The 21,638-nt window shown below is 59.2% G+C and carries 22 protein-coding genes and 1 pseudogene; 13 read left to right on the top strand and 10 right to left on the bottom strand.

What is annotated here, in order from left to right; genetic code table 11:
• The 7 genes from hpf to AC1DH9_RS07725 form a co-directional block, all read right to left on the bottom strand.
• On the bottom strand, positions 1-194 hold a 194-nt coding region (gene hpf / locus AC1DH9_RS07755; RefSeq protein WP_477808009.1), incomplete at its 3' end, for a ribosome hibernation-promoting factor, HPF/YfiA family.
• Between the two features lie 109 nt (positions 195-303).
• Positions 304-1,797, bottom strand: a complete 1,494-nt coding sequence (locus AC1DH9_RS07750) for an RNA polymerase factor sigma-54 (protein ID WP_477808008.1) — start codon at positions 1,795-1,797, stop codon at positions 304-306.
• Between the two features lie 181 nt (positions 1,798-1,978).
• Positions 1,979-2,704, bottom strand: coding sequence for an LPS export ABC transporter ATP-binding protein (lptB, locus tag AC1DH9_RS07745; RefSeq protein ID WP_019691895.1), 726 nt, complete (start codon positions 2,702-2,704; stop codon positions 1,979-1,981).
• A complete protein-coding gene (lptA, locus tag AC1DH9_RS07740; RefSeq protein WP_427530110.1) occupies positions 2,704-3,249 on the bottom strand; it encodes a lipopolysaccharide transport periplasmic protein LptA in 546 nt (181 codons plus the stop codon). The genes lptB and lptA overlap by 1 nt, the downstream gene beginning before the upstream one ends.
• Positions 3,236-3,808 carry an LPS export ABC transporter periplasmic protein LptC gene (lptC, locus tag AC1DH9_RS07735; protein WP_427546733.1) on the bottom strand — a complete coding sequence of 191 codons (573 nt, stop codon included), beginning with the start codon at positions 3,806-3,808 and terminating at the stop codon, positions 3,236-3,238. Before lptC ends, lptA begins: the two co-directional genes overlap by 14 nt.
• Positions 3,809-3,815: 7 nt before the next feature.
• Entirely contained in the window at positions 3,816-4,340 is a 525-nt protein-coding gene (locus AC1DH9_RS07730) for a KdsC family phosphatase (protein ID WP_401118396.1), read from the bottom strand.
• The gene (locus AC1DH9_RS07725) at positions 4,340-5,314 is read right to left on the bottom strand and encodes a KpsF/GutQ family sugar-phosphate isomerase (RefSeq protein ID WP_054593990.1); all 975 of its coding nucleotides are present in this window, start codon (positions 5,312-5,314) and stop codon (positions 4,340-4,342) included. Before AC1DH9_RS07725 ends, AC1DH9_RS07730 begins: the two co-directional genes overlap by 1 nt.
• A 276-nt stretch (positions 5,315-5,590) precedes the next feature.
• Between AC1DH9_RS07725 and AC1DH9_RS07720 the strand changes: the two genes are divergently transcribed.
• From AC1DH9_RS07720 to hisC, 10 genes and pseudogenes are all read left to right on the top strand, one after another.
• Entirely contained in the window at positions 5,591-6,400 is an 810-nt protein-coding gene (locus AC1DH9_RS07720; protein WP_477808007.1) for an ATP-binding cassette domain-containing protein, read from the top strand.
• Positions 6,400-7,197 carry a lipid asymmetry maintenance ABC transporter permease subunit MlaE gene (gene mlaE / locus AC1DH9_RS07715; RefSeq protein WP_427546729.1) on the top strand — a complete coding sequence of 266 codons (798 nt, stop codon included), beginning with the start codon at positions 6,400-6,402 and terminating at the stop codon, positions 7,195-7,197. The genes AC1DH9_RS07720 and mlaE overlap by 1 nt, the downstream gene beginning before the upstream one ends.
• Positions 7,197-7,664: an outer membrane lipid asymmetry maintenance protein MlaD gene (gene mlaD / locus AC1DH9_RS07710; RefSeq protein ID WP_054593987.1), complete on the top strand. Its 468-nt coding sequence runs from the start codon at positions 7,197-7,199 to the stop codon at positions 7,662-7,664. The genes mlaE and mlaD overlap by 1 nt, the downstream gene beginning before the upstream one ends.
• 12 nt (positions 7,665-7,676) lie before the next feature.
• Positions 7,677-8,153 (top strand): annotated as a pseudogene (locus AC1DH9_RS07705) (MlaC/ttg2D family ABC transporter substrate-binding protein); the annotation flags it as partial.
• The gene (locus tag AC1DH9_RS07700) at positions 8,150-8,398 is read left to right on the top strand and encodes an STAS domain-containing protein (protein ID WP_477808006.1); all 249 of its coding nucleotides are present in this window, start codon (positions 8,150-8,152) and stop codon (positions 8,396-8,398) included. The pseudogene AC1DH9_RS07705 and the gene AC1DH9_RS07700, both read left to right, overlap by 4 nt.
• Before the next feature lie 114 nt (positions 8,399-8,512).
• Positions 8,513-8,764, top strand: a complete 252-nt coding sequence (locus tag AC1DH9_RS07695; protein ID WP_019691904.1) for a BolA family protein — start codon at positions 8,513-8,515, stop codon at positions 8,762-8,764.
• A gap of 22 nt (positions 8,765-8,786) precedes the next feature.
• Positions 8,787-10,052, top strand: coding sequence for a UDP-N-acetylglucosamine 1-carboxyvinyltransferase (gene murA, locus AC1DH9_RS07690; protein WP_427530124.1), 1,266 nt, complete (start codon positions 8,787-8,789; stop codon positions 10,050-10,052).
• A 125-nt stretch (positions 10,053-10,177) separates the two neighbouring features.
• The gene (gene hisG / locus AC1DH9_RS07685) at positions 10,178-10,813 is read left to right on the top strand and encodes an ATP phosphoribosyltransferase (RefSeq protein ID WP_007941260.1); all 636 of its coding nucleotides are present in this window, start codon (positions 10,178-10,180) and stop codon (positions 10,811-10,813) included.
• A gap of 126 nt (positions 10,814-10,939) precedes the next feature.
• Positions 10,940-12,265 carry a histidinol dehydrogenase gene (gene hisD / locus AC1DH9_RS07680; RefSeq protein WP_477808005.1) on the top strand — a complete coding sequence of 442 codons (1,326 nt, stop codon included), beginning with the start codon at positions 10,940-10,942 and terminating at the stop codon, positions 12,263-12,265.
• Positions 12,266-12,267: 2 nt separating this feature from the next.
• Entirely contained in the window at positions 12,268-13,320 is a 1,053-nt protein-coding gene (gene hisC, locus AC1DH9_RS07675; protein ID WP_477808004.1) for a histidinol-phosphate transaminase, read from the top strand.
• A 215-nt stretch (positions 13,321-13,535) separates the two neighbouring features.
• On the opposite strand, the gene AC1DH9_RS07670 is transcribed toward hisC, so the two are convergent.
• The 3 genes from AC1DH9_RS07670 to algW all read right to left on the bottom strand — a co-directional run bounded on the left by AC1DH9_RS07670 (position 13,536) and on the right by algW (position 17,681).
• Positions 13,536-14,264, bottom strand: coding sequence for a DUF4198 domain-containing protein (locus AC1DH9_RS07670; protein WP_427546718.1), 729 nt, complete (start codon positions 14,262-14,264; stop codon positions 13,536-13,538).
• A gap of 12 nt (positions 14,265-14,276) precedes the next feature.
• Complete coding sequence (locus tag AC1DH9_RS07665) at positions 14,277-16,382, bottom strand: TonB-dependent siderophore receptor (RefSeq protein WP_477808003.1); 2,106 nt, start codon at positions 16,380-16,382, stop codon at positions 14,277-14,279.
• Between the two features lie 144 nt (positions 16,383-16,526).
• Complete coding sequence (gene algW, locus AC1DH9_RS07660; protein ID WP_477808002.1) at positions 16,527-17,681, bottom strand: Do family serine endopeptidase AlgW; 1,155 nt, start codon at positions 17,679-17,681, stop codon at positions 16,527-16,529.
• 102 nt (positions 17,682-17,783) lie between these two features.
• Between algW and AC1DH9_RS07655 the strand changes: the two genes are divergently transcribed.
• The 3 genes from AC1DH9_RS07655 to cysN all read left to right on the top strand — a co-directional run bounded on the left by AC1DH9_RS07655 (position 17,784) and on the right by cysN (position 21,630).
• Positions 17,784-18,542, top strand: a complete 759-nt coding sequence (locus AC1DH9_RS07655) for a Nif3-like dinuclear metal center hexameric protein (RefSeq protein ID WP_427546709.1) — start codon at positions 17,784-17,786, stop codon at positions 18,540-18,542.
• A 262-nt stretch (positions 18,543-18,804) separates the two neighbouring features.
• Complete coding sequence (gene cysD / locus AC1DH9_RS07650) at positions 18,805-19,722, top strand: sulfate adenylyltransferase subunit CysD (RefSeq protein WP_019691910.1); 918 nt, start codon at positions 18,805-18,807, stop codon at positions 19,720-19,722.
• Positions 19,723-19,731: 9 nt separating this feature from the next.
• On the top strand, positions 19,732-21,630 hold the full coding sequence (cysN, locus tag AC1DH9_RS07645; RefSeq protein ID WP_427530139.1) for a sulfate adenylyltransferase subunit CysN: 1,899 nt from the start codon (positions 19,732-19,734) through the stop codon (positions 21,628-21,630).
• Positions 21,631-21,638: the final 8 nt, after the last annotated feature.

Here is a 21,638-nt window from a genome sequence, read left to right as displayed (position 1 = left end):
GCGTTGGCGACCACTTCTCCACCGGGGATATGCAGCGTGGCTTCGATTTTCTGCAGCAGCTTCTCGACGGTCAACGTGACCTGCACATTGGTGATCTTGTCGAAATGCCTTTCTAATCGGTCGAGCTTTTCGCCGATGTAGATGCGCAGGGGTTCGGTCACTTCCAGTTGGTGTCCACTGATGTTGACTTGCATACAGCTTCTCCTTCGTTGCCAGTGCATAAGGCGGCAGGCTGGCTTGCCTGCCACTAGAGCGTGTCCGAAAAGCTTTCGAACACACCCTGGAACGCTATGGCGTAGCCCGTCACATCAACCGCTTGCGTTCGCTCGAAGGCGCGATCCCCAGGGACTCGCGGTACTTGGCGACGGTGCGGCGGGCCACCTGAATGCCTTGTGCCTCCAGTAAACCAGCGATCTTGCTGTCACTCAACGGCTTTTTCTGATTTTCCGCGGCAACCAGTTTTTTGATGATCGCGCGGATCGCTGTGGACGAGCATTCACCGCCTTCAGAGGTACTGACATGGCTGGAGAAAAAATATTTCAGTTCATAAATACCGCGTGGGGTATGCATGAATTTTTGCGTGGTCACTCGTGAAATCGTCGACTCGTGCATGCCGACCGCTTCCGCGATGTCATGCAGGACCAACGGCTTCATGGCTTCATCGCCGTACTCAAGGAAGCCGCGCTGGTGCTCGACGATCTGGGTGGCGACTTTCATCAGGGTTTCGTTGCGGCTTTGCAGGCTCTTGATGAACCAGCGCGCTTCCTGCAACTGATTGCGCATGAAGGTGTTATCGGCGCTGGTGTCGGCGCGACGGACGAAGCCGGCGTACTGCGGGTTGACGCGCAGGCGCGGAACCGACTCCTGGTTCAGCTCCACCAGCCAGCGCTCGTTGTCTTTGCGCACGATGACGTCGGGAACCACGTACTCGGCTTCGCTGGATTCGATCTGCGAGCCCGGACGCGGGTTGAGGCTCTGCACCAGTTCGATGACCTGGCGCAGCTCATCTTCCTTGAGCTTCATGCGGCGCATCAACTGGCTGTAGTCGCGGCTGCCCAGCAGGTCGATGTAATCGATTACGAGTCGCTTGGCCTCGGCCAGCCAAGGGGTTTTGGCGGGCAATTGACGCAGTTGCAGCGATAGGCATTCGCTGAGATTGCGTGCGCCGATACCGGCCGGCTCGAATTGCTGGATGCGATGCAGGACGGCTTCGATCTCGTCGAGCTCGATGTCCAGTTCTGGATCGAAGGCTTCGAGGATTTYCTCGAGGGTTTCGTCCAGGTAGCCCTGATTGTTGATGCAGTCGATCAATGTCACCGCGATCAGTCGATCGGTGTCGGACATCGGCGCCAGGTTCAATTGCCAGAGCAGATGGCTCTGCAGGCTTTCGCCTGCGGAAGTGCGAGTGGTGAAATCMCATTCGTCGTCATCGTTGCTTGGCAGGCTGCTGGCGCTGGTCTGGTAAACGTCTTCCCAGGCGGTGTCGACCGGCAGTTCGTTAGGAATGCGCTCGTTCCAGTCGCCTTCCTCGAGGTTATCGACCGTAGGCGCGGTTTCCTGGTAGGAGGGTTCCTGGATGTCGGTGTTGGGTTTCTGCTCGATATTGTCCGCCATCGGGTCGGCGTTATCGAAGTCGTCGCCTTCTTCCTGGCGTTCGAGCATTGGATTGGACTCCAGTGCCTCCTGGATTTCCTGTTGCAGGTCCAGGGTCGACAATTGGAGCAGGCGGATGGCCTGTTGCAGCTGCGGTGTCATCGTCAGCTGCTGGCCCATTCTCAAGACTAGCGATGGTTTCATGGCAGGGGCTTAACACCTTATTCGCCGGCGCACATGCGCCATCCACTACAGGGCGCCGGAGCGCCAAACATAAGCAAATTATATGCCTGAAACTGAAGTGTTTGCCTAGAGCGCTGTAACAATAAATACGTATAGTTTTATTGGGGCAAGCGCTCCGGCGACTGACCAGGCACCTCAGTGCTTACAGGCGGAACTCATGGCCCAGATACACTTCCTTGACCAGGTCGTTGGCCAGGATGGTTTCGGCGTCGCCTTCGGCGATCAGTTGGCCGTCGTTGACGATGTAGGCGGTTTCGCAGATGTCCAGGGTTTCACGAACGTTGTGGTCCGTGATCAGCACGCCGATACCCTTGGCCTTGAGGTGATGAATGATCTGCTTGATGTCGCCCACCGAAATCGGGTCCACGCCGGCGAAAGGTTCGTCGAGCAGGATGAATTTCGGCGCCGTGGCCAGGGCGCGAGCGATTTCCACACGGCGACGCTCGCCACCGGAAAGGCTCATGCCGAGGTTGTCGCGGATGTGGTTGATGTGGAATTCCTGCAGCAGGCTTTCCAGCTCTTTGCGACGACCGGCCTTGTCGAGTTCCTTGCGGGTCTCGAGGATGGCCATGATGTTGTCGGCGACCGAAAGTTTGCGGAAGATCGACGCTTCTTGTGGCAGGTAGCCGATACCCGCTCGTGCACGACCGTGCATTGGCTGGTGGCTGACGTCCAGGTCGTCGATCAGTACGCGCCCCTGATCGGCCTGGACCAGGCCCACGATCATGTAGAAGCAGGTTGTCTTGCCGGCACCGTTCGGGCCAAGCAGGCCGACGATCTGGCCGCTGTCGATCGACAGGCTGACGTCACGCACGACCTGGCGGCTCTTGTAGCTCTTGGCCAGATGCTGGGCTTTCAGAGTTGCCATTACTGGGCCTTCTGCTCGTCGGTTTTCTTTTTCGGCTGGATAACCATATCGACTCGTGGGCGCGGTGCGGTCACCGATGAACCGGTAGCGCGGCCTGCGTTAGCAACCTGCTTGACGGTGTCGTAGACGATTTTCTCGCCTTCAGTGGTGTTGCCTTCGTTGATCACCTTGGCGCGGTCGATCAGTACGATGCGGTTTTGCGAAGCATGGTACTGGATAGTCACCCCATAGCCCTGGACGGGTTTCGTGTCGGTAGGCTTTTGCAACTGCTCGAAATACGCCAGGTTGCCCACCGAGGTCACGACATCGATGTCGCCGGCCTTGGTGCGGGTAATGGTCACGGTGTTGCCTTTGATGATCATCGAGCCCTGGGTAATGATCACGTCACCTTTGTAGGTGGCCACGCCATTCTTGTCGTCCAGCTGAGCATCGTCAGCCTGAATGCGAATGGGTTGCTGGCTATCGTTCGGCAGAGCCCAGGCGCTCACGCTTCCCAGTGCTGCGCCCAGACTGAGCAAAATAGGGAGAGTTTTAACGAGCCTCATACTGTCCTCTTACGTTCGATAGCAGGTGTATCCTGCTGTCTTTCAAATACGCTTTCATTCCGTTACCCGTCGATACACCACCAGCGCCGTCGATTCTAACGGCTTGCTCGGTCTGCGCATATTGCTCTTGCGGGAATACCGTCATACGACTACTGGTAATCAGCATTGGACGGTTCTGCTCGTCCGTGCGTGCGATACGCACCGAGTCGATCAATTCAACTTCAGTACCGCCTGAATTGACCTCGCCACGCTTGCTCTGGACGTGCCAGGGGTACACGGTGCCCCGATACATGTTCAGGTCGGGGTTGGTCAGCAGGGTGATGTCGGTCGCCTTGACATGCTCGACCTTGTCGGACGTCAGGTCGTACTGCAATTTACCATCGGGCAGGAACTGCACGCTGTGGGCGTTGATGGCGTAATAGTCGATCTGGCTCTCGTCGACGTGTGCTACCGGCTTGTCGAGAAAGCGTTCGGGGCTGATGTTCCAGTAGCCAACGGCCACGAGCAACGCGGCGATGACCCCGAAAAACACTATGTTGCGAATTTTCTTGCTCAGCATAAGTGGCTCACAGGTACGCGGCATTAGCCGCTTCAAGGTTGCCCTGGGCACGCAGGATCAGCTCGCAGAACTCGCGAGCGGCACCTTCGCCGCCACGGGCCTGAGTGATGCCGTGAGCGTGTTCGCGGACGAAGCTGGCGGCGTTGGCCACTGCCATGCCCAGGCCAACACGGCGAATCACCGGCAGATCCGGCAGGTCGTCGCCCAGGTAGGCAACCTGCTCATAGCTTAGGCCCAGTTGCGCCAGAAGCTCGTCAAGCACTACCAGTTTGTCCTCGCGGCCCTGATACAGGTGAGGAATACCAAGGTTTTTGGCGCGTCGCTCGACCACCGGGGTCTTGCGTCCGCTGATGATGGCGGTCGTTACGCCGGAGGCCATCAGCATCTTGATGCCCTGGCCGTCGAGAGTGTTGAAGGTCTTGAATTCGCTGCCGTCTTCGAGAAAGTACAGGCGGCCGTCGGTCAGCACGCCATCGACGTCGAAGACCGCGAGCTTGATGTTTTTGCCGCGTTGCAGCAGGTCCGTGCTCATTACATTACTCCCGCACGCAGCAAGTCGTGCATGTTCAAGGCGCCCACCGGACGGTCCTCGTTGTCGACCACCACCAGTGCATTGATTTTGTGGTCTTCCATGATTTTCAGGGCTTCGGCGGCGAGCATTTCAGCGCGCGCAGTCTTGCCATGAGGCGTCATGACGTCGTCAATGGTGGCTTGATGGATGTCGATGGTCCGGTCGAGTGTGCGACGCAGGTCGCCGTCCGTGAAAATGCCGGCGAGTTTGCCGTCAGCTTCCAATACCACGGTCATGCCCAGGCCCTTGCGGGTCATTTCCATCAGCGCGTCTTTGAGCGGCGTGCCGCGCACGACTTGCGGCAACTCCTGGCCCGCGTGCATGACGTTTTCGACTTTCAGCAACAAACGGCGACCCAGAGCGCCGCCAGGGTGTGAGAACGCGAAGTCTTCGGCAGTGAAGCCGCGGGCTTCCAGCAAGGCAACGGCCAGTGCATCGCCCATCACCAGCGCCGCCGTGGTGGAGGAGGTCGGTGCCAGGTTCAGCGGGCAGGCTTCGTGCTCGACATGAACATTGAGGTTCACTTCGGCAGCCTTGGCCAGCGGCGAATCAGGATTGCCGGTCAGGCTGATCAGCTTGATGCCCAGGCGCTTGATCAGCGGCAGCAGCGTGACGATTTCGTTGGTGGAGCCGGAGTTCGACAACGCGAGGATGATGTCATCGCGAGTGATCATGCCCATATCGCCATGACTGGCTTCGGCCGGGTGGACGAAAAAAGCCGTGGTGCCGGTGCTGGCAAGGGTGGCGGCAATCTTGTTGCCGATGTGCCCCGATTTGCCCATGCCGACCACGACCACGCGGCCTTTGCTGGCCAGAATCATCTCGCAAGCGCGTACGAAATCTGCGTCGATGTGGGCCAGCAAGCCTTCTACGGCTTCAAGCTCGAGGCGGATGGTGCGTTGTGCTGATTGAATCAGGTCGCTGGATTGGCTCATGTCAGAAATCGTATAGCCTGAGAAAAGGCGGCGATTATAGCGGTAATGAGCAAATCCCTCACGTTAGTTCGTCGTGCTTTATTCAGGCGCCCCCCGCAAACGCTGAAACTTGCGTCTATTTGCCTGTCTTGATGCTGAACACCGCGGGCTTCGGCCTTGGGCGCTTTGCATTAGCGGTGATATAGTTCGTCGCCAGTTCGGCCTGCCCAGGTTGTTGTGTGCTCTCGGCAGGGAGCCCGGCGTCCGAGTGAGAGGCTTGCATCGCAAGGAGTTTAGATGAGTGCCGATAACGCCTACGCGGTCGAGCTGAAGGGAGTGTCCTTCAAGCGCGGCGCGCGCAGCATTTTCAATAATGTCGATATTCGCATTCCGCGCGGTAAGGTCACCGGCATCATGGGACCTTCCGGTTGCGGAAAAACCACACTGCTGCGCCTGATGGGCGCACAGTTGCGCCCTTCAAGTGGCGAAGTGTGGGTCAACGGGCAAAATTTGCCCACCCTGTCTCGTAGCGACCTGTTCGATGCGCGCAAGCATATGGGCGTGCTGTTTCAGAGCGGCGCGCTGTTCACGGACCTCGATGTTTTCGAAAACATCGCCTTTCCGCTGCGTGTTCACACCAAACTTCCGGATGAAATGATCCGTGACATCGTCCTGCTCAAATTGCAGGCGGTGGGGTTGCGCGGTGCCATCGACCTGATGCCCGATGAGTTGTCCGGCGGCATGAAGCGCCGTGTCGCGCTGGCACRGGCGATTGCCCTCGATCCGCAAATTCTGATGTACGACGAGCCTTTTGTCGGGCAGGACCCAATCGCCATGGGTGTTCTCGTGCGCCTGATCCGCCTGCTTAACGACGCCTTGGGCATCACCAGCATCGTGGTTTCCCATGACCTGGCCGAAACCGCGAGTATTGCCGACTACCTGTATGTTGTAGGCGATGGGCAGGTGTTGGGGCAGGGGACTCCCGATGAGCTGATGAATTCCGATAATCCGCGGATTCACCAATTCATGAAGGGTGATCCAGACGGGCCGGTACCGTTCCACTTTCCAGCGACGGATTACCGCGCAGATCTTCTGGGGAAGCGCTGATGCGCAAGATTTCACTAATAGAGAGAGTTCGTCGATTCGGCCAGACCGGCATCGACAGCATCGCGGTGCTCGGTCGTTCATCGCTGTTCCTGTTTCACGTGCTGTTGGGGCGCGGTGGCGTCAGTGGCGCATTTGGCCTGCTGGTCAAGCAGTTGCACTCGGTTGGCGTGATGTCCCTGGTGATCATCGTGGTCTCCGGGATATTCATCGGCATGGTGCTGGCGTTACAGGGCTTCAACATTTTGTCCAGCTACGGTTCGGAGCAGGCGGTCGGGCAGATGGTTGCGCTGACGCTGTTGCGTGAGCTGGGGCCGGTGGTGACCGCATTGCTGTTCGCCGGGCGTGCCGGTTCTGCGTTGACCGCCGAGATCGGCAACATGAAGTCCACCGAGCAGTTGTCCAGTCTGGAAATGATTGGCGTCGACCCGCTCAAGTACATCATTGCCCCCCGTCTGTGGGCCGGTTTCATCTCCCTTCCAGTGCTGGCGATGATTTTCAGCGTGGTCGGTATCTGGGGCGGTTCCTGGGTGGCTGTCGACTGGTTGGGTGTGTATGAGGGCTCCTACTGGTCGAACATGCAAAACAGCGTGACGTTCGACGGTGACGTATTCAATGGCATCATTAAAAGCATTGTATTTGCCTTTGTCGTGACCTGGATCGCCGTATTCCAAGGCTATGACTGTGAGCCCACTTCGGAAGGGATCAGTCGTGCCACCACCAAAACCGTGGTGTATGCCTCATTGGCCATCCTCGGCCTGGACTTTATTTTGACTGCCTTGATGTTTGGAGATTTCTGATGCAAAACCGCACCCTGGAAATCGGTGTCGGCCTTTTCTTGCTGGCTGGCATCCTGGCTTTAGTGTTGCTTGCCCTGCGGGTCAGTGGACTGTCCCCTGTTTCGAGCACCGACAGCTATAAACTTTATGCGTATTTCGACAATATCGCCGGTTTGACGGTCAGATCAAAAGTGACCATGGCCGGTGTGACTATCGGCAAGGTCACGGCAATCGATCTGGATCGCGACAGTTTCACCGGACGAGTGACCATGCAGCTGGAAAAGCGGGTAGATAATCTGCCGACCGACTCCACTGCATCTATCCTCACGGCTGGCCTGTTGGGCGAGAAATACATCGGTATCAGCGTGGGCGGGGAACAGGCCCTGCTCAAGGATGGCGGGACCATCCATGACACGCAGTCATCGCTGGTGCTCGAAGACCTGATCGGTAAATTCCTGCTCAATACCGTTAGCAAAGACGCTAAATAAGGAGTTTTTTTCATGATCTCAACCTTGCGACGTGGCCTGTTGGTATTACTTGCGGTCTTGCCGTTCATGGGTAACGCCGTGGCTGCGCAGTCCGCGCACGATATCGTGCAGGACACCACCAATCGGTTGCTCGCCGATCTGTCGGCCAATAAAGCGAAGTACAAGCAGGATCCGAAAGGCTTTTACGATGCCTTGAATGCCATCGTCGGGCCCGTGGTGGATGCCGAGGGCATCTCCAAGAGCATCATGACGGTCAAGTACTCGCGCAACGCCACACCTGCGCAAATGAAAACCTTTGAAGATAACTTCAAGCGCGGGCTCTTCCAGTTCTATGGCAATGCTTTGCTTGAGTACAACAATCAGGGCATTACCGTTGACGCGGCCAAGGATGAGTCGGGAGACCGTACCAGCGTTGGCATGAMGGTCAAAGGCAGCAATGGCGCGATCTATCCTGTGTCCTACACACTCGAAAAGATCAATGGCGAGTGGATTACAGTACMGGGCCGGCCTTGCGCAAGCAGGGCCAGGCCTTGATCAAGTCGAGCACGGCGTCGGCCCTGGTAGTTGATTGCTCGGGTGTGCAAAAGTCCAGCAGCGTCGGTTTGTCGTTGTTGCTGTGTTTCATGCGTGACGCGCAAGCGGCGGGCAAGGCGCTGAGCATCCGTGCCTTGCCTGACGACATGCGTGAAATCGCTCAGGTCAGCGAATTGACCGAGCTGTTGGCACACCCCTAACTATCATCTATAAAGAAGCCCCCCGTCAGAGTCCTGCTATGCGGGGTTCGCAGGCGCGGGGCTTTTTTGTATGATGTCCGACCCGCGCGCACAGGGCGCCGATTGAGGTTGAGCATGCAGGCCAACGAAGTGAAGAGCTTTCTTGAAGGAAAGCTGTCCGAGACTCTTTTATCAGTACAGGTAGAAGTTGAGGGCGAAGGCTGCAACTTTCAGCTGAACGTGATTAGCGATGAACTGGCGGCATTGAGCCCGGTCAAGCGTCAGCAGCAGATCTATGCCCATTTGAACCCATGGATCACCGATGGCAGCATCCATGCGGTCACTATGAAATTTTTCAGCAGCGCGGCCTGGGCCGAGCGCACCTGAGCCCAAGGGCGTCGAGATTCTTATGGATAAACTGATTATTACCGGCGGTGTTCGTCTTGATGGCGAAATCCGCATTTCCGGGGCAAAGAACTCTGCCCTGCCGATTCTGGCGGCAACGCTGCTGTGCGATGGCCCGGTGACGGTCGCCAACCTGCCGCACCTGCACGACATCACCACCATGATCGAGCTGTTCGGTCGCATGGGCATCGAGCCGGTGATCGACGAGAAACTCAGCGTCGAAATCGACCCGCGGACCATCAAGACCCTGATCGCTCCGTACGAACTGGTTAAAACCATGCGTGCGTCGATTCTGGTTCTGGGCCCGATGGTCGCGCGTTTCGGTGAAGCTGAAGTCGCACTGCCTGGCGGTTGCGCCATCGGTTCGCGTCCGGTCGACCTGCACATCCGTGGCCTTGAAGCCATGGGTGCAGTCATTGACGTGGAAGGCGGCTACATCAAGGCCAAGGCGCCAGAAGGCGGCCTGCGCGGTGCAAACTTCTTCTTCGATACCGTCAGCGTGACCGGTACCGAGAACATCATGATGGCGGCCGCCCTGGCCAAGGGCCGCAGCGTTCTGGCTAACGCCGCTCGCGAGCCTGAAGTCGTCGACCTGGCGAACTTCCTGAACGCCATGGGCGCGAAGGTTTCCGGTGCCGGTACCGACACCATTACCATCGACGGCGTCGAACGTCTGCACACCACGACTTACAAAGTGATGCCGGACCGTATCGAAACCGGTACTTACCTGGTGGCTGCTGCCGTGACTGGCGGCCGCGTGAAGGTCAAGGACACCGATCCGACCATCCTTGAAGCCGTTCTGGAAAAACTCAAGGAAGCCGGCGCTGAAATCACTACCGGCGAAGACTGGATCGAGCTGAACATGCACGGCAAGCGGCCGAAAGCCGTCAACGTGCGTACCGCTCCGTACCCGGCGTTCCCGACCGACATGCAAGCGCAGTTCATCTCCCTCAACGCGATTGCCGAAGGCACGGGCGCAGTGATCGAGACGATCTTCGAAAACCGCTTCATGCACGTCTACGAGCTGCACCGCATGGGCGCTCACATCCAGGTCGAAGGYAACACTGCGATCGTCACCGGCATCGAAAAGCTCAAGGGCGCGCCAGTCATGGCCACCGACCTGCGGGCTTCGGCCAGCCTGGTGATTTCGGCGCTGATCGCCGAAGGCGACACGCTGATCGATCGCATCTACCACATCGACCGTGGTTACGAGTGCATCGAAGAGAAACTGCAGATGCTCGGCGCGAAAATCCGCCGCGTACCGGGCTAGTTTCTGCTTCATGGGCGCAGGGACGTGCCCGTTGATTTGTTAAGATCGAGCCCGTTACGGCTCGATGTGTGTCCGGCGCCATTTGCGACCGGGCATGAGTACCTTGATAAGGACTGACGTTTCCCATGTTGACCATCGCACTGTCCAAGGGCCGCATCCTTGACGACACCCTGCCGCTTCTGGCTGAAGCGGGCATCGTGCCGACCGAGAATCCGGACAAGAGCCGCAAGCTGATCATCCCCACGACCCAGGCCGATGTGCGCTTGCTGATCGTGCGCGCCACCGATGTGCCGACCTATGTCGAGCATGGTGCCGCTGACCTGGGCGTCGCCGGTAAAGATGTGCTGATGGAATACGGCGGCCAGGGCCTGTACGAGCCACTGGACCTGCAAATTGCCCAGTGCAAGCTGATGACCGCAGGTAAAGTCGGCGCGGTCGAGCCCAAGGGCCGTCTGCGCATCGCCACCAAGTTCGTCAACGTTGCCAAGCGTTATTACGCAGAGCAGGGTCGTCAGGTCGACATCATCAAGCTATATGGCTCGATGGAACTGGCACCGCTGATCGGTCTGGCGGACAAGATCATCGACGTGGTCGATACCGGTAACACGCTGCGGGCCAACGGCCTGGAGCCACAGGATTTCATTGCTGCCATCAGTTCCCGGCTGATCGTCAACAAAGCTTCGATGAAAATGCAGCACGCCCGTATCCAGGCGTTGATCGACACCCTGCGCAAGGCAGTGGAGTCTCGACACCGCGGCTGATTCACCTGCGCGACGCTCCGTCGCGCCCGTCTATCCGCCTCATAGCCAGAATTCTCAGGTGCCCAAGCGGATGGAGTGCTAGCTTCGGGTACCTGAGTTTTTCGCCAATCCTATGAGGCTCCCGCTATGACCGCACCGACTGCAATTCGCCGACTCAACGMTGCTGACCCGGATTTCGCGCATCATCTGGATCATCTGCTGAGCTGGGAAAGTGTGTCTGACGACTCGGTCAATCAGCGGGTGCTGGACATCATCAAGGCTGTGCGTGAGCGCGGCGACGCGGCGCTGGTTGAGTTCACCCAGAAATTCGACGGCCTGCAAGTGGCGTCGATGGCCGACCTGATCCTGCCGCGCGAGCGCCTGGAACTGGCACTGACCCGGATCACCGTGCCTCAACGCGAAGCGCTGGAAAAAGCCGCGGCGCGGGTGCGCAGCTACCACGAAAAACAGAAGCAGGACTCCTGGAGCTACACCGAAGCCGACGGCACGGTGCTGGGCCAGAAAGTCACGCCGCTGGATCGCGCCGGCCTGTACGTGCCGGGCGGCAAGGCGTCTTACCCGTCTTCGGTGTTGATGAATGCGATTCCGGCCAAGGTGGCCGGCGTGACCGAAGTGGTCATGGTCGTACCGACGCCACGCGGTGAAGTCAACGAACTGGTGCTGGCAGCGGCGTGCATCGCGGGCGTCGACCGGGTGTTCACCATCGGTGGCGCGCAAGCGGTTGCCGCGCTGGCCTACGGCACCGAAAGCGTGCCGAAGGTCGACAAGGTCGTTGGCCCGGGCAACATCTATGTCGCCACCGCCAAGCGTCATGTGTTCGGCCAGGTCGGTATCGACATGATTGCCGGCCCTTCGGAAATCCTCGTGGTGTGCGACGGCCAGACCGATCCGGACTGGATCGCCATGGACCTGTTCTCCCAGGCCGAGCACGACGAAGACGCGCAGGCGATTCTGGTCAGCCCCGATGCCGGGTTCCTCGACCAGGTGGCGGCAAGCATCGCCAAACTGCTGCCGACCATGGAACGCGCCGAAATCATCAACACCTCGATCAATGGCCGTGGTGCGCTGATTCAGGTTCGCGACATGCAGCAAGCCATCGACGTGGCCAACCGCATTGCGCCGGAACACCTGGAACTGTCGGTGGCCGATCCGCAAGCCTGGTTGCCGCAGATCCGCCACGCCGGCGCAATCTTCATGGGCCGCCATACGTCCGAGGCTTTGGGCGATTACTGCGCCGGTCCCAACCACGTGCTGCCGACTTCCGGCACCGCGCGTTTCTCCTCGCCGCTGGGTGTGTATGACTTCCAGAAACGTTCGTCGATTATCTTCTGCTCCGAGCAGGGTGCCTCCGAACTGGGCAAGACCGCTTCCGTGCTGGCCCGTGGCGAGTCGCTGACCGCTCACGCCCGCAGCGCCGAATACCGCATCGTTGACGACAAGCAGGGGAACTGAGCATGAGCAAATTCTGGAGTCCATTCGTCAAGGATCTGGTGCCATACGTACCGGGCGAGCAGCCGAAACTGGCGAAGCTGGTCAAGCTCAACACCAACGAAAACCCTTACGGCCCATCGCCTAAAGCACTGGCGGCGATGCAAACCGAACTGAATGACAACCTGCGTCTGTACCCGGACCCCAACAGCGACCTGCTCAAGCAGGCAGTGGCTGAGTATTACGGTGTACAGGGCAATCAGGTGTTCCTCGGCAATGGTTCGGATGAAGTCCTGGCGCACATCTTTCACGGTTTGCTGCAACACGATAAACCGTTACTGTTCCCGGACATCAGCTACAGCTTTTATCCGGTGTATTGCGGCTTGTACGGCATTCCATTCGACGCGGTACCGCTGGACGAGCAGTTCCAGATTCGTGTTGCGGATTATGCCAAGCCGAACGGCGGGATCATTTTCCCCAACCCGAACGCCCCGACCGGTTGCCTGTTGGCGCTGGACGCCGTCGAGCAAATCCTCAAGGCCAGCCCTGATTCGGTGGTGGTGGTCGACGAAGCCTATGTCGATTTCGGCGGTGAAACCGCAATCAGCCTGGTCGACCGTTACCCGAACCTGCTGGTGACTCAGACCCTCTCCAAGTCGCGTTCGCTGGCCGGTTTGCGCGTGGGCCTGGCGGTAGGGCATCCGGACCTGATCGAGGCGCTGGAGCGGATCAAGAACAGCTTCAACTCCTATCCCCTGGATCGCCTGGCGATTGTCGGTGCGGCAGCGGCGTTTGCCGATCGCGAGCACTTCGACAAGACCTGCCAGCTGGTGATCGAGAGTCGCGAGTGGGTGGTCAAGCACATGCAGGAGAAGGGCTTTGAGGTGTTGCCGTCGGCGGCGAACTTCATCTTCGCCCGTCACCCGCAGCATGACGCGGCAGGCCTGGCGGCGAAGTTGCGCGAGCAAGGCGTGATCGTCCGGCACTTCAAGCAGGAACGGATTGCCCAGTTSCTGCGTATCACCATCGGTACGCCAGAGCAGAACCAGGCGTTGATCGACGGTTTGGGCGATCTCTAAAACCATCCCCTCACCCTAACCCTCTCCCCAGAGGGGCGAGGGAACTGACCGAGAGGGGCTGGTCGATGTGCTGCGACCTGAGAGATCAAGCCGAACTCAGGTTTTGAAAACAACAGAGTTCGGCTCCCTTTCCCCMTCTCCCCCCTCGGGGAGAGGGCTGGGGTGAGGGGTGGTTTCTGGATCTGCCTATGATTCAAACCACCCCTCAACCTCATTCACTCGTGATGCGGTTCACCGAGGAACGTCAACGAACTGAACACCCCTCGCGTCGCCACATCCGGATTGTCCTTCAACGGGATTTCCACCTGCGCGGCAATCACATTCAACCCTTCGTTGCGCACCAGCACCTGCGCCCGGCCTTCGGCATCGGTTTCCGTGCTCAAGGTGTTCGGCGCATTGCGATAGTCGCCAATCAACTTGATCCCCGCCGCCGGTTTGCCATCGAGCAACACCCGCACCGGCAATGATTTGCCCGGGCCAACGGTCAGCGGATCAACTTCCGGCACAATCAGCAGTTTGATCTGATCGAGTTTAGGCAGCGTCGCTCCCGGCTGATAAATCGCCAGGCTGTACTTGAACGTCTGGGTCGACTCGATGGCGCCCGGCACTTTGCTGCGCCCCTGATTGATCCACTTTTTGTCGGCAGTCTGCGACCACATGCCATTGTCCAGCGCCACGGCCAGCACCGCTGGCGATTTGAGTGGTTGCAGGCGCGCGTGATCGGCCAGGCGTTCTACGGTAACCGGGATCATTTTGCCGCCGATGTCGTAGGCCCAGGCGCCGCTGATTTTTTGCGCCTTGAAGGCGTTGTCTTCGGCGCCGTGGCCGTAGATGACTTCGATGTTGCCGCGACGTTGTTCGGTCCACAGGCCATGGGCCGAGACCTGGCCGGTAAACATCAGGCCGAGCAGCAGGCTGAGCGCTACGGGTTTGAAGTGTTGCATGGTGACTTCCTTTTACAGGTTGAGTGTCAGGCTGACGGTGAAATTGCGCGGCTCGCCGGGGTTGACCCAGTAGTTGCTGTAGGAGCGCTCGAAGTATTTCTCGTCGAAAAGGTTGTTCAGGTTCAGCCCCAACGTGACGTTTTCACTGGCCTTGTAATGGGCCAGCAGGTCGACGGTGTGGTAGGCCGGCAGTTCGAAGTCGCTGCCGGCTTCGCCCGAGCGATCGCCGACATAGGTGTAGGCCGCGCCGACATCCGAGCCACGCAGCAGACCTTCCTGAAATTCATAAACGCCCAGCAAACTGCCGCTGTGCCTGGCCACGCCGAGAATCCGGCTACCGGTCGCAATGGCTTTGTCGCCTTGGGTAACCTCGGCGTCGATGTACGCAAACGCACCGATCACTCGCACAGCGTCAGTGAGTTGCCCGCTCACTTGCAGATCGAAACCCTGGCTGCGGGCCTTGCCCATGGCGCGGTTGCTATCGGTGGCGGGGTCGAGGGCGAGAACGTTTTCTTTCTCGATCCGAAAAGCGGCGAGGGTGCTGCTCAGGCGCTCATCGAACAGCTCGCTCTTAATCCCGACCTCGTAGCCAACGCCTTCTTCCGGATCGAAGGATTTGCCTGTGGCATCCAGGCCGTTGTTCGGTTTGAACGAGGTCGAGGCGTTGGCGAACAGTCCATGCTGTGGCGTCAGTTGATAGAGCAGACCGGCGCGTTGGGTCAGAGCGTCGTGGTGCTGTCGGCTGCGGTTGTTCAGCGTGTGGTCGTCGATGGTTTGCTCGAAGTGTTCCAAGCGTACCCCGAGCATGCCGCGCAGGCGCTCGGTGAACACGATCTGGTCCTGAAGGTTCAGTGCCTGGCTTTCGACCTGCTCGAAAAAGTCCGGGCCCGAGCGCTTGCCATCGGGTTTGGGCTGACCGTAAACCGGGTCGTAGATGTCGATCGCGTAAGGGCCGCCAGCGATCGTGGTGACCCGCTCGTTCTTGCGGAAGTTTTCGTACTCGCTGCCAATCAGCAGTTCGTGTTGCCAGCTGCCGATGTCGAACAAACCGCGCAGTTCGAGCTGGGTGATGCTGTCGTGCCAACGGTTGTCGCGCTCTCGGTAACGGCGGTTGACCGTGTGTTGATCGGCGTTCAACGGGCGGGCTTCCGAGGCAAAGCCCCAGAGTTTGCCTTCCTTGTAATGGCTGGCCAGGCGCAGTTTCCAGGCGTCGTTGAGGTGGTGTTCGAGGGTCGCCTGCAACAGATTGTTGTGGTTGTCGATGTTGCCGTCGTCAGGTTCACCGAGGAAGGTCGAGCGCGAGACACCGCTCCAGCTGTTGTTCGGCGCGACGATGCCACGGTCGAAGGTCGAACTGTGACGGACAATCTCGCTTTCCAGCAGCAGGCTGGTGTCCGGGTTGAGTTGCCAACTGAGCGACGGCGCAACGAACACCCGCTGGCTGTCGACGTGATCACGAAAGCTGTGGTTGTCTTCGACCGCCAGATTGACCCTCGACAACACATCTCCTYGCGGATCGAGCGGGGTGTTGACGTCCAGCGCGGTGCGGTAACGATCCCAACTGCCGGCGCTGGTCTGCAAGGTGCTGAAGGCTTCGGGCTGCGGTTTTTTGGTGACGATGTTCACCGTACCGCCAGGGTCGCCGCGCCCGTAAAGACTGGCGGCGGGGCCCTTGAGCACTTCGATGCGCTCGACGTTTGCGGCGTCCGGGGTGCTCGGGTAACCGCGGTTCGCGCTGAAGCCGTCCTTGTAGAACTCCGAGGTGGTGAAGCCACGCACGCTGTACTCATACAGTGTCAGGCCGCCGAAGTTGTTCTGTTTCGATACGCCACCGGCAAACTCCAGCGCGCGCTCGACATTGTGGCTGCCCAGGTCCTTGAGCACGCTGGCAGGAATCACGCTGATGGATTGCGGGATATCGCGGATTGCGCTGTCGGTTTTGGTCGCGCTGGACGATCGCGTGGCGCGATAGCCGTTCACCGGGCCGGTGGCGGACTCGTAATCGGAGGTGACGCTGATGGTGTCCAGTTCAAGCGGTTGTGGGTCTTCGGCGAACACCGGATCCCCCAGCAGACCCAGGGCCAGGCCTGCCAGAGGAGCAAATTTACGAGACGGCATGAGATCGTTCCAATAGCGATATTGAAACAATATAACATGCCTAATGAGAATGTATGCTTTTAGAGGCTTCGAGACGATTGGCGCTGTCGAAGGCCTCGAAAAGATCGTCCGAACGCGGCCCGAACCTTCGGCAGTTCCTACGAATTACTCTTCTTCTTTGACCGGGGCCGGTGGCGGACGCAGGCCGATTTCTGCGGTCAGCTTGAGTTCCTTGCCATTGCGTATGACCTGAACAGTCACTTTGTCGGTCGGTTTGATCCGCGCCACCTGGTTCATCGAACGGCGGCCATCGCCGGCCGGTTCGCCGTCAATGCTGAGGATCACATCGCCCAGTTGCAGGCCGGCTTTTTGTGCCGGGCCGTCGCGGAAAATCCCCGCAACCACAATCCCCGGACGCCCGGACAGACCGTACGATTCCGCCAGTTCCTGACTCAACGGCTGCACTTCAATCCCCAGCCAGCCGCGAATCACCTGGCCGTGTTCGATGATCGACTTCATCACTTCCATCGCCAGCTTGATCGGGATCGCGAAACCAATGCCTTGTGAGCCGCCGGACTTGGAGAAAATCGCGGTGTTGATCCCGGTAAGGTTGCCGTTGGCGTCTACCAGCGCACCGCCGGAGTTGCCCGGGTTGATSGMGGCGTCGGTCTGGATGAAGTCTTCGTAGTTGTTCAGGCCCAACTGATTGCGCCCAGTGGCGCTGATGATGCCCATGGTCACGGTCTGGCCGACACCAAACGGGTTGCCGATGGCCAGCGCGACATCGCCGACGCGGATGTTTTCCGAGCGGCCGACGGTGATCGACGGCAGGTTTTTCAARTCRATTTTCAGYACCGCGAGGTCGGTTTCCGGGTCGCTGCCGATCACGCGAGCCAGGGTTTCACGACCATCCTTGAGCGCGACAACGATCTGGTCGGCGCCGGTGGTCACGTGGTTGTTGGTCAGCAAATAACCTTCAGGGCTCATGATCACGCCGGAACCGAGGCTCGACTCCATGCGCTTCTGCTTGGGCGCGTTGTCGCCGAAGAAACGCCGGAATTGCGGGTCTTCAAACAACGGATGGCTGGTTTTGTTGACCACTTTGGTGGTGTAGAGGTTGACCACTGCCGGTGCGGCAATGACCACGGCATCGGCGTAAGACACCGGTCCCTGTTGGGTCTGAGTGGTTTGTGGGGCTTGTTGCAGGTTCACATCCAGGGTTGGCAGGCCGACCCATTGCGGGTAACGCTGGATGATCAACAACGCGATAAGCACGCCGGCCAGCAGCGGCCAGCCAAAAAAACGCAGACCCTTGAGCATTGAACAAATCCTGGGAGGTTACGAAGGACCATGGACGGCCCATAATGTCGCGCATTATACGAGGCCGCGCGCGCCTCTGAACGGGATATTTAGGAGTCTTTTATGGCCGTCGCCCTGAGCACCCTGGTAGAAGAAGCGGATCGTTACCTTGCCAGTTCGCGGATTGCCGATTATTGCCCCAATGGCCTGCAAGTCGAAGGTCGGCCGCAGGTCATGCGCATCGTCAGCGGCGTCACGGCCAGCCAGGCGTTGCTCGATGCCGCGGTCGACGCCAAGGCCGATCTGGTGCTGGTTCACCACGGCTACTTCTGGAAAGGTGAAAACCCCTGCATCACCGGTATGAAGCAGCGTAGGCTCAAAACCCTGCTCAAGCACGACATCAGCCTCCTGGCCTATCACTTGCCGCTGGATTTGCACCCGGAAGTGGGCAACAACGTGCAACTGGCTCGCCAACTGGACATCACCGTCGAAGGCCCGCTGGACCCGGAAAACCTCAAAGTGGTCGGGCTGGTCGGTTCGCTCGCCGAGCCGATGACCGCGCGCGACTTTGCCCGTCATGTGCAAGAGGTCATGGGGCGTGAGCCATTGTTGATCGAGGGCAGCAAAATGGTCCGGCGCGTCGGCTGGTGCACGGGCGGTGGCCAGGGCTATATCGATCAGGCGGTGCTGGCCGGTGTCGATCTGTACCTGAGTGGTGAAGCATCCGAACAAACCTTCCACAGCGCCCGGGAAAACGACATCAGCTTCATCGCCGCCGGCCATCACGCCACCGAACGCTTTGGCGTGCAGGCGCTGGGGGATTATCTGGCGCGACGGTTTGCCCTTGAACACATCTTCATCGATTGCCCGAATCCGATTTGAATCCCTGGAATCTGCGAACACTGGGGATCAAATGTGGGAAGAGCCGGGCGACGTTCGTCTGCTCGCGATAGCGGTGGGTCAGTCAACACCGCTTTCGCGAGCGGGCTCGCTCCCACAAGGGCCTGCGGCGCCCGAACAGGCAGGTATATTCATATGCTCTTTCGATCTAGTCGGCGTCCTGATTAGAAGAGGTCGCTGTGCTAGCATTCGCCGCTCGAACACGGCCCGCTGGCCGTTCATAAGAAAGCTTTCGTGAGTAGCCATGGTCGACAAACTGACGCATCTGAAACAGCTGGAGGCGGAAAGCATCCACATCATCCGCGAGGTGGCCGCCGAGTTCGACAACCCGGTGATGCTGTACTCCATCGGTAAAGACTCCGCCGTGATGCTGCATCTGGCACGCAAGGCGTTCTTCCCGGGCAAGCTGCCGTTTCCGGTGATGCACGTCGACACCCAATGGAAATTTCAGGAGATGTACAGCTTCCGCGACAAGATGGTCGCAGAGCTGGGCCTTGACCTGATCACCTACGTCAACCCGGAAGGCGTGGCTCAAGGGATCAACCCCTTCACCCACGGCAGTGCCAAGCACACCGACATCATGAAGACCGAAGGCCTGAAACAGGCTTTGGACAAGTACGGCTTCGACGCAGCCTTCGGTGGTGCGCGCCGCGATGAAGAGAAATCCCGCGCCAAGGAGCGCGTGTACTCGTTCCGCGACAGCAAGCACCGCTGGGATCCGAAAAACCAGCGCCCGGAGCTGTGGAACGTCTACAACGGCAAGGTCAACAAAGGCGAATCGATCCGCGTATTCCCGCTGTCGAACTGGACCGAGCTGGACATCTGGCAGTACATCTACCTCGAAGGCATCCCGATCGTCCCGCTGTACTTCGCCGCCGAGCGCGAGGTCATCGAGAAGAACGGCACGCTGATCATGATCGACGACGAGCGCATCCTCGAGCACCTGAGCGACGAAGACAAAGCCCGCATCGTCAAAAAGAAAGTGCGTTTCCGTACCCTTGGCTGCTACCCGTTGACGGGCGCGGTGGAGTCCGAGGCCGAAAGCCTCACGGACATCATTCAGGAAATGCTCCTGACGCGAACTTCCGAGCGCCAGGGCCGAGTCATCGATCACGATGGCGCCGGCTCGATGGAAGACAAAAAACGTCAAGGTTATTTCTAAGGGGCTGTCATGTCGCATCAATCTGATTTGATCAGCGAGGACATCCTCGCCTACCTGGGCCAGCACGAACGTAAAGAGCTGCTGCGCTTTCTGACGTGCGGTAACGTCGACGACGGCAAGAGCACCCTGATCGGGCGCCTGCTGCACGACTCCAAGATGATCTACGAGGATCATCTGGAAGCCATTACCCGCGACTCGAAAAAAGTCGGCACCACCGGTGACGATATCGACCTGGCGTTGCTGGTCGACGGCCTGCAGGCCGAGCGTGAACAAGGCATCACCATCGATGTCGCGTACCGCTATTTCTCCACCGCCAAGCGCAAATTCATCATTGCCGACACCCCTGGCCATGAGCAGTACACCCGCAACATGGCCACCGGTGCATCCACCTGTGACCTGGCGATCATCCTGGTCGACGCCCGTTACGGCGTGCAGACCCAGACCCGTCGCCACAGCTTCATTGCCTCGTTGCTGGGCATCAAGCACATCGTCGTTGCCATCAACAAGATGGACCTCAAGGACTTCGATCAGGGCGTGTTCGAATCGATCAAGGCCGATTACCTGAAGTTCGCTGAAGGCTTGAAAATGAAGCCTACCAGCATGCACTTCGTGCCGATGTCGGCACTGAAGGGCGACAACGTGGTGAACAAGTCCGAGCGCTCGCCGTGGTACACCGGCCAGTCGCTGATGGAGATACTTGAAACCGTGGAAGTCGCGGGCGACCGTAACTTCACCGATCTGCGTTTCCCGGTGCAATACGTCAACCGGCCGAACCTGAACTTCCGCGGTTTCGCCGGCACCCTGGCCAGCGGTATCGTCAAGAAGGGCGACGAAGTCGTGGTACTGCCGTCGGGCAAGAGCAGCCGCGTGAAATCCATCGTCACTTTCGAAGGTGAACTGGAACACGCAGGCCCGGGTCAGGCGGTGACGCTGACCATGGAAGACGAAATCGACATCTCCCGTGGCGACTTGCTGGTGCATGCCGACAACGTGCCACCGGTCACCGACAGCTTCGAAGCGATGCTGGTGTGGATGGCTGAAGAGCCGATGCTGCCGGGCAAGAAATACGACATCAAGCGCGCCACCAGTTACGTGCCGGGCTCGATCGCCAGCATCGTCAACAAGGTCGACGTGAACACTCTGGAAGAAGGCCCGGCCAGTGCCTTGCAGCTGAACGAGATCGGTAAGGTCAAGATCAGCCTCGACGCGCCGATTGCCCTCGACGGGTATGAAAGCAACCGCACCACCGGTTCGTTCATCATCATCGACCGCTTGACCAACGGCACCGTCGGCGCCGGCATGATCGTCGCCCAGCCTTTGGCGCATGGCAGCTCCACGCACCATGGAAAATTGGCCCATGTAGCCACCGAAGAGCGTGCCCAGCGCTTCGGCCAGCAACCGGCTACCGTGCTGTTCAGCGGCCTCTCGGGCGCGGGCAAAAGCACCCTGGCCTATGCGGTTGAACGCAAGCTGTTCGACATGGGCCGTGCAGTGTTTGTGCTCGATGGGCAGAACCTGCGTCACGACCTGAACAAAGGTCTGCCACAGGATCGCGCCGGGCGTACCGAGAACTGGCGTCGTGCGGCTCACGTCGCACGCCAGTTCAACGAAGCTGGTTTGCTGACCCTGGCGGCGTTTGTCGCACCGGACGCCGAAGGCCGTGCACAGGCCAAGGCGCTGATTGGCGATGACCGCTTGCTGACCGTTTACGTGCAGGCGTCGCCGATGGTCTGCGCCGCACGTGATCCGCAAGGTTTGTACGCTGCAGGTGGCGACAACATCCCGGGCGATTCCTTCCCGTACGACGTACCGCTGGACGCCGACCTTGTGGTCGACACCCAGTCGTTGTCGCTGGAAGAAAGCGTCAAGCAAGTGCTGGACCTGCTGCGTAAGCGCGGTGCGATCTAAGCGTTAGC

It is taken from the genome of Pseudomonas sp. 05T35 (assembly GCF_056396605.1).
Note: the sequence above shows the minus strand (reverse complement) of the source record. Positions and strands in the feature narration are given on the sequence as shown.

Bases quoted from the DNA above. Each gene is read 5' to 3' on its own strand.
- AC1DH9_RS07730 (WP_401118396.1), bottom strand. From the start codon at position 4,340: ATGAGCACGGACCTGCTGCAACGCGGCAAAAACATCAAGCTCGCGGTC.
- hisG (WP_007941260.1), top strand. From the start codon at position 10,178: ATGTTGACCATCGCACTGTCCAAGGGCCGCATCCTTGACGACACCCTG.
- AC1DH9_RS07655 (WP_427546709.1), top strand. From the start codon at position 17,784: ATGGCCGTCGCCCTGAGCACCCTGGTAGAAGAAGCGGATCGTTACCTT.
- AC1DH9_RS07695 (WP_019691904.1), top strand. From the start codon at position 8,513: ATGCAGGCCAACGAAGTGAAGAGCTTTCTTGAAGGAAAGCTGTCCGAG.
- AC1DH9_RS07670 (WP_427546718.1), bottom strand. From the start codon at position 14,264: ATGCAACACTTCAAACCCGTAGCGCTCAGCCTGCTGCTCGGCCTGATG.
- mlaD (WP_054593987.1), top strand. From the start codon at position 7,197: ATGCAAAACCGCACCCTGGAAATCGGTGTCGGCCTTTTCTTGCTGGCT.
- lptB (WP_019691895.1), bottom strand. From the start codon at position 2,704: ATGGCAACTCTGAAAGCCCAGCATCTGGCCAAGAGCTACAAGAGCCGC.
- lptA (WP_427530110.1), bottom strand. From the start codon at position 3,249: ATGAGGCTCGTTAAAACTCTCCCTATTTTGCTCAGTCTGGGCGCAGCA.
- mlaE (WP_427546729.1), top strand. From the start codon at position 6,400: ATGCGCAAGATTTCACTAATAGAGAGAGTTCGTCGATTCGGCCAGACC.
- AC1DH9_RS07725 (WP_054593990.1), bottom strand. From the start codon at position 5,314: ATGAGCCAATCCAGCGACCTGATTCAATCAGCACAACGCACCATCCGC.
- cysD (WP_019691910.1), top strand. From the start codon at position 18,805: ATGGTCGACAAACTGACGCATCTGAAACAGCTGGAGGCGGAAAGCATC.
- cysN (WP_427530139.1), top strand. From the start codon at position 19,732: ATGTCGCATCAATCTGATTTGATCAGCGAGGACATCCTCGCCTACCTG.
- lptC (WP_427546733.1), bottom strand. From the start codon at position 3,808: ATGCTGAGCAAGAAAATTCGCAACATAGTGTTTTTCGGGGTCATCGCC.